Origin of the sequence: Methanospirillum sp., from assembly GCF_028679455.1 — an archaeon.
GTDB lineage: Archaea > Halobacteriota > Methanomicrobia > Methanomicrobiales > Methanospirillaceae > Methanospirillum.
This window is the reverse complement of record NZ_JAJRBM010000425.1, coordinates 1-6,181: the sequence shown is the minus strand read 5'-3', so window position 1 is coordinate 6,181 and position 6,181 is coordinate 1. Positions and strand designations below refer to the sequence as shown.

The 6,181-nt window shown below is 43.5% G+C and carries 5 protein-coding genes and 1 tRNA gene; 5 read left to right on the top strand and 1 reads right to left on the bottom strand.

The features are described 5' to 3' along the window. The first annotated feature begins 605 nt into the window (after positions 1–605). The gene (locus LUQ50_RS14790; RefSeq protein WP_300040996.1) at positions 606–1,361 is read left to right on the top strand and encodes a winged helix-turn-helix transcriptional regulator; all 756 of its coding nucleotides are present in this window, start codon (positions 606–608) and stop codon (positions 1,359–1,361) included. A gap of 466 nt (positions 1,362–1,827) precedes the next feature. On the opposite strand, the gene LUQ50_RS14785 is transcribed toward LUQ50_RS14790, so the two are convergent. Then, positions 1,828–2,241, bottom strand: a complete 414-nt coding sequence (locus tag LUQ50_RS14785; RefSeq protein ID WP_300040994.1) for a threonyl-tRNA synthetase editing domain-containing protein — start codon at positions 2,239–2,241, stop codon at positions 1,828–1,830. A gap of 281 nt (positions 2,242–2,522) precedes the next feature. On the opposite strand from LUQ50_RS14785, the gene LUQ50_RS14780 reads away from it, so the two are divergent. From LUQ50_RS14780 to LUQ50_RS14765, 4 genes are all read left to right on the top strand, one after another. Further along, positions 2,523–2,594 (top strand) — tRNA-Cys (locus LUQ50_RS14780). A 9-nt stretch (positions 2,595–2,603) separates the two neighbouring features. Then, a complete protein-coding gene (locus tag LUQ50_RS14775) occupies positions 2,604–4,082 on the top strand; it encodes a nitrogenase component 1 (protein WP_300040992.1) in 1,479 nt (492 codons plus the stop codon). Beyond that, the gene (locus LUQ50_RS14770) at positions 4,072–5,391 is read left to right on the top strand and encodes a nitrogenase component 1 (protein WP_300040990.1); all 1,320 of its coding nucleotides are present in this window, start codon (positions 4,072–4,074) and stop codon (positions 5,389–5,391) included. Before LUQ50_RS14775 ends, LUQ50_RS14770 begins: the two co-directional genes overlap by 11 nt. Positions 5,392–5,440: 49 nt before the next feature. Continuing rightward, a partial coding sequence (locus LUQ50_RS14765) for a hypothetical protein (protein ID WP_300040988.1) occupies positions 5,441–6,181 on the top strand: 741 nt, incomplete at its 3' end.

The following is a 6,181-nucleotide window of genomic DNA, read 5'->3' as shown; positions in this document are numbered from 1 at the left end:
CCGTTCGCCCGCTCTTCCCGGTTCGGACAGGTTGCATTCTCGAGATGAATTTTTTCATCACGAATAAAGGCTTCTTTTTCTTTAGTCATGTTTGGCCTCAAAAAATATTTCTCTATGAAACATCGAAATGTCTTTTATCGTTTCTTTTGATACGGCATATAGAAGAAATCAGAGATTATCCCCTGGAAGTTCTGCGTCATCTATGATGTTACATTTCACACCTATCGCCTCACCTAATAATTTCTCACTAATTTTGATATAAGGAGGGAAATTAGCAAATATTGGCGGATTTTCTCTATAAGTTTAGAATTCGCGGCAAATATTGGCAGAACTATTCAGATCTTGAATCATCACCGAAAAGAGAGGATGGCTGATGAAGAGTACTCATACTCCATAAAAACCGTCAGCAAGGAATGGTACCTAAAAAAGCATCCATACAGAGTATGTTCTCGATTTTTGCCGAATTGATTTGAAAAATGTGTACTAAATCCTGCATGATTACTCAAAGTGCCATTGCCGAACCTGCCCCCGTATATAGGTATTGAAAGCGGCAGAATAACCAGCATCGTAAGGATTGATATCTGCAGAAAAGTGATGTATTCACCATGAAAGCGTTAGCTCTGATGGTTGTACTCCTCAGCATAATGATTGCTGGCGCTCCGCTTTTTGAAATACAACAGTCCGGAACTAACATAAAACCTGATCAGCCAGGGGGATGTTGTGGTACGGGATGCAGATGTACTGAAAACGGGAAGCCCTGTACCTGTAATCATACAATACCAAGACCTGGTTGCACTGCATCATCTCAAAATATCGCGGGTGGTTATGCAGTTCAGACATTGTTCAACAGAATCAAACGATATGTAGTCAGTGGATATCATCGGCTGACACAAAAGACCATCCTGGATCAGGAGAAAAGGCAGCAGATCTATGCATACATACAATATCACCCGGGAATAGATCTCAAGACACTGATAGAACTCTCCGGATGTAATGAGAATACGTTGCGGTATCATTTATGGCAGATGGAAAATGTCAGAAAGATAAAAATTATATCAGAAGCCGGATGCAACCATTATTTTGAGAATCATGGAAAATATACCGATGAAGAACAGAAAAGTCTTGCAATCCGGTTTTCATTCATTAAATCGGAAATTTTCACCAGAATCTCTCATTCTCCGGGATTGACACGGGGAGAACTTGCTGAAGAACTCGGAATATCAGGCCCTTCAGTTACAAAAACGATGAAACGGTTCATCGAAAAAGGACTGGTGATACAAAAGAAGGATGGGAAATGCACCAGATACTACCTGCTCAGTCAGGATGTAAAACCTGAATCCGGATTATATATCTGCATATAAATTTTTCGGGGTAATTCTCCAGAGATCTTTTTTCATGTATTCCCCAACCAGTTTCGATGGTGATTTTAAAATAACCCTGTTCTTTGTTTTTCATTCTATTTACCCATTTTTGAGCAGTTTTAAACGCGAATAATTTGGCTTATCGGGCTAATTCATATGATGAATTTCGATCTGACGAATGGAGAATGTAGCTTTGTATATGAGAAATAATTTAAGAGGATTACGCTCTCCGACACTCGGAGGTAAATCAAAAAGATGCAGTATCTGCATGGAATTAGCGTGAAAATCCGGGATTAATCTGTCAGGATACAAGATCAAAAAAATAACCAGTTTATCAATATTCTTTCCTGTATCTTTCCAAGTTCAGATCGGGGGCATGTATCTTTAGCGATTAGTACAGATGATCCGGGTCTGGTGACCCTGTTCGGTTCCGATGAGATTCTTATTCTTTTTTTCTTACTGACGTTCATGATATTGATTTCCATACTTTTGCCAGGGACTCTCCCCGGACCTTAATGGTGAACTCAAGAAAAAAACCAAATGGTGTTTTTTCTGCTCGATATCCTTTTTTCCTGAGTCTCTCCTGAAGATGTAACAGTATTCCTTCTGCGATACCGGGATCTGCCCGGCTATCCGAGAGATGGGCAAATGTATGAAGAACGATCTGCTCTCTCCCGGTCTTTTTTGCATGCCAGATGATGTTATCTGCACTTTTTTTTACCATCCGGTCAGGGGATAATTCATCCTCAGCCTCGGCATGCAAAAAAATTACCAGCCCAGGTCCGAACTCCTCTTCGGATATATCAGAAACAGCATGTTCCAGGCCCTTTGAATGGATTTTGTAGGCAAATCCGTCAGTGTCAAACATTAATAATTTCATGATGTATTCCTGGTGGTATATCTGGGGGTTTGTTCATCTCTTCTCAATGAGACTATCATCCAAAATGTTGTCAAAACAGCATATTAATCTCTTATATCCCGGCAATATTGGTACCAGTAAAATTGTCTGCGGAGAATTTTGCCGGATTCCTGCTATATTTATCCATAGGGATACAACATAAGAGATAACAGGGAATACCTGTAGATTGCTAAGACCAACGAAGAGTTTCATGCACTAACCACGTTCCAATCTGATCCACGGTTTTAGCATATCTGACATTTGCCAAGATGGCGGAGTGGCTACGCGGCTGACTGCAGATCAGCTACATTCCGGTTCGAATCCGGATCTTGGCTTCATTTTTCATGGTAGTCAATACGAAATTACATGCTCATGAAACCAGGGAAAACAGACTGGGTTCAATAACCGGGTATAGCGGAACCTTAAAGGACCTGCATCATAAGGCCTGTTGTGGAACTCTTCAGGACAAGGAACGATGCTTTAGCCAGGCAAGTACCTGCAATGCGGCCTGTGCATTCAGTATTCTCAGTTTTATCGTTGATGCCGCAATGATCCAGCACTCTCCTTCCGGATGTGCCGTGACAGCCATGCAGGTAAGTAACTCCAAGGACCAGCTGGCAGCAAAGATCGGACTGAACCATTCAAAATCCTGCTATGTCTGTACTGATATGGATGAGACCGATACCATCTACGGTGCGACTGAGAACCTGAAAGAAGTGATCCTGGAAACGTACCGGAGATACCGGCCGAATGCCATATTTGTCGGGGCATCATGTGTAAGCGGAGTTATCGGAGAAGACCTGGAGAGTGTCAGATCCGAAGTAAGCGGAATTATACCCATCCCCGTAGCCCTTGTTTATTGTGAAGGTTTCAAAACTAAGATCTGGGCATCAGGATTTGACGCAGCTTTTCATGCCATCTTAACCAGCATTGTAAAACCCCCGGAGAAAAAAAGCAATATTATTAATATTATCAATTTCTACGGAAGTGCACGGAAGGAAATAACCGAAATATTCCATGAGTTCGGTTATGAACCCCTGTTCCTGATATCAAATACGACGATCGAGCAGTTGTCAAGAATATCTGAATCTGCAGCAACTATCAGTACCTGCGGGACACTCGGTTCATATCTTGGAAACGGATTATCTGATCTGTACGGGGTTCCCTATGTGGTGTCACTCCAGCCCCATGGCATAGAGGGATTTGACTGTTGGCTCTCCGAACTCGGGAAGGTACTTGGGAAGGAAGAAGAGATCAAAACATACCTGGCTCGAGAAAAAGAGAAGTATCTCCCAAAGATAGAGGAGGTTAAAAGAAAACTCAAAGGCCTGAAGGCAGTCGTAGGGATGGGACCGGGTTTTAACTTCAACACCAGCAGGGCACTTCAGGAGCTGGGCATAGAGATCGTATATTCTGCAGCATGGCATTTTGACAGACAATATGATGATGGCAAAATACCTTCTGCGTTCGATCACCTGGCACATAATTCCCCGAATGATTTCCCATTGAATGTCTGTGATCTTCAGAATCATGAGATGATCCATATTCTGAAATCAGCAAAACCTGACATCTTCTTCTCCAGGCATACCGGATCCACGGTATGGGCAATGAAACTGGGTATTCCTGCTCTCTGCCTGTACGACGAATACGATATATTCGGGTATAAGGGCCTTCTGAATTTTGCATATTCCATCCTTGATAAGGTCACGAACCGGAGTTTCACCGAAAACCTTTCCCGTCGGGTAAAACTCCCGTATAACGACTGGTGGTTCAGTCAAAATAATAACCATTTCCTCAAATCCGGGGAGGATAATGGTTCTTAAGATCATCGATCAGCCCCGCTATGTGTGTGCCCTTGGGGCCATGCAGACCGTTCAGGGGATCTGTCGTGCAGTTCCTGTTCTGCACGCAGGACCGGGTTGTGCCGCAAAACTTGCCGGGGGTATAGCAGGAAGCAACGGAGATTCCGGGTACATATCCCCCCAGATTTATCCCTGTACAAACATTACCGAGAACGAGATCGTTTTCGGCGGAGAAGGGCGTCTTAAAGAAACGATAGAAAATGCCCTTCGGATGATCGATGGAGATCTCTTTGTGGTTTTATCAGGATGTACGACAGAGATCGTCGGGGATGACATTGCCCAGGTGGTATCCTCCTTTGAAGGATCTGAAAAACCGGTAATCTATGTCGAAACTGCAGGATTCAAAGGTACCAATCTGCAGGGACACGAATGGATAGTTGATGCGATTATTACCCAGTACCTGGTGAAAAAACCTGGAAAAGGAAGGATTAAAGGACTGGTTAATATCTGGGGGCCTGTTCCTTCTTTTGATCCCTTCTGGATTGGGAATATACGTGAACTTGAACACCTGATCCGGGAGATTGGTCTGACTCCCAACACCATATTCGGCGAAAACCGTGGTATCGAAGAGATAGACAGAATACCACAGGCTGAATTTAACCTTCTGGTCTCACCCTGGGTAGGCCTTTCCAATGTAAAGAAGCTGGAAGAGATCTTTGGGACTCCTTATCTTCACTACCCCGTTCTTCCCATCGGAGCATATGAATCAACCCGGTTCCTGCAGGTAGTAGGAAAATTTGCCGGTATCGATCCTTCTCTGGTGACTGCTGTCATCGACAGGCATGAGAAGGAATATTATTATTATATTGAAAGAACTTCGGATGTCTTTCTTGAGAACAGGACAATGTCCCGTCGCTTTTCAACCGTGACAAGTACCACGGATGCCCTGGCGGTATCGAGATTTCTGGTAAATGATTTTGGTCTTATTCCGGCGACCCAATTCATCACCGACAAACCCCCTGAAGAGTATCATGAGACAATCAGGCAATATTTCAGGGATTTTACCTACCGGATCTCTACAGATATTGTATTCTCCAGGGACGGATACGAAATTCACGAGGAGATCAGAAGAACCGATTACCATGGTGCTCCCCTGATAATCGGCAGTATTTTCGAGAAAAAACTGGCAGAAGAGTTACAGGGAAATTTCCTGGCGATATCTGTTCCCATAAAGGAACGTCTGATCCTCAACAGTTCATATGTCGGATACCAGGGAGGACTCAGACTTCTGGAAGATATCTACTCATATGTGTTCAAACAATTCAATTGAAATAGTACCATATCCTCCTCATATCCAGATCTGCTAGGTTTTGATACACATGCCTCTCATACCTGATGTCACAAGAGCCAGAGATGCTGCAGTCCGTCTCATGCAGGTGAAGAAGACCTCTGAACTGTTGCTTCACCCGGATCCTCCGGATTATTCTCCTCCTGATGGCCTCATACCGGGATCCCTGGAACATATTATTTTTATCACGTTAACCCTCTCAATAGATCATCAGGGTGATACCCCTGCTCTGTGGGAATCTTCCCGGGCAGCTTACAAGGATGACAAGACCAGATATCTCTTCTCACCTGATGCTCTCTACCATGAATCACCCGATCAGGTTGCACTGGACTTAAAAAATACCGGGATTTGCACCAGAAAAAAAAGGGATGCAGAGAACTGGAGAAATATCGGGGTATCGATATCCCAAAGATGGGGAGGAGATCCCAGAAACTTTATCGCCTGTTTCCAGGGGAATGTGGTGAAGATGCTTGAATATATGAAAACTGATAAACAGGATATGAGTAATGATTTTCCGAAGATAATCACAGAAAAGAGCGGGATAATATGGATCAGGACTCTTCGGGATGCTGCCAGGTATGACATGTTCAGGAATCTCGATAAAATCCCTGTTCTGCCGGATATTCATATAACAAGAGCAAGTGTTGCACTGGGTGTTTTGTCAGGAAAATATTCAGGTCAGTTATCTGTGATTTCTCAAAAGGTTCGCGAGATCTGGAAAGAAGCAGTTGATCAAGGAGAGAATCCGGGAGATACGATTACTGCCCTTGAT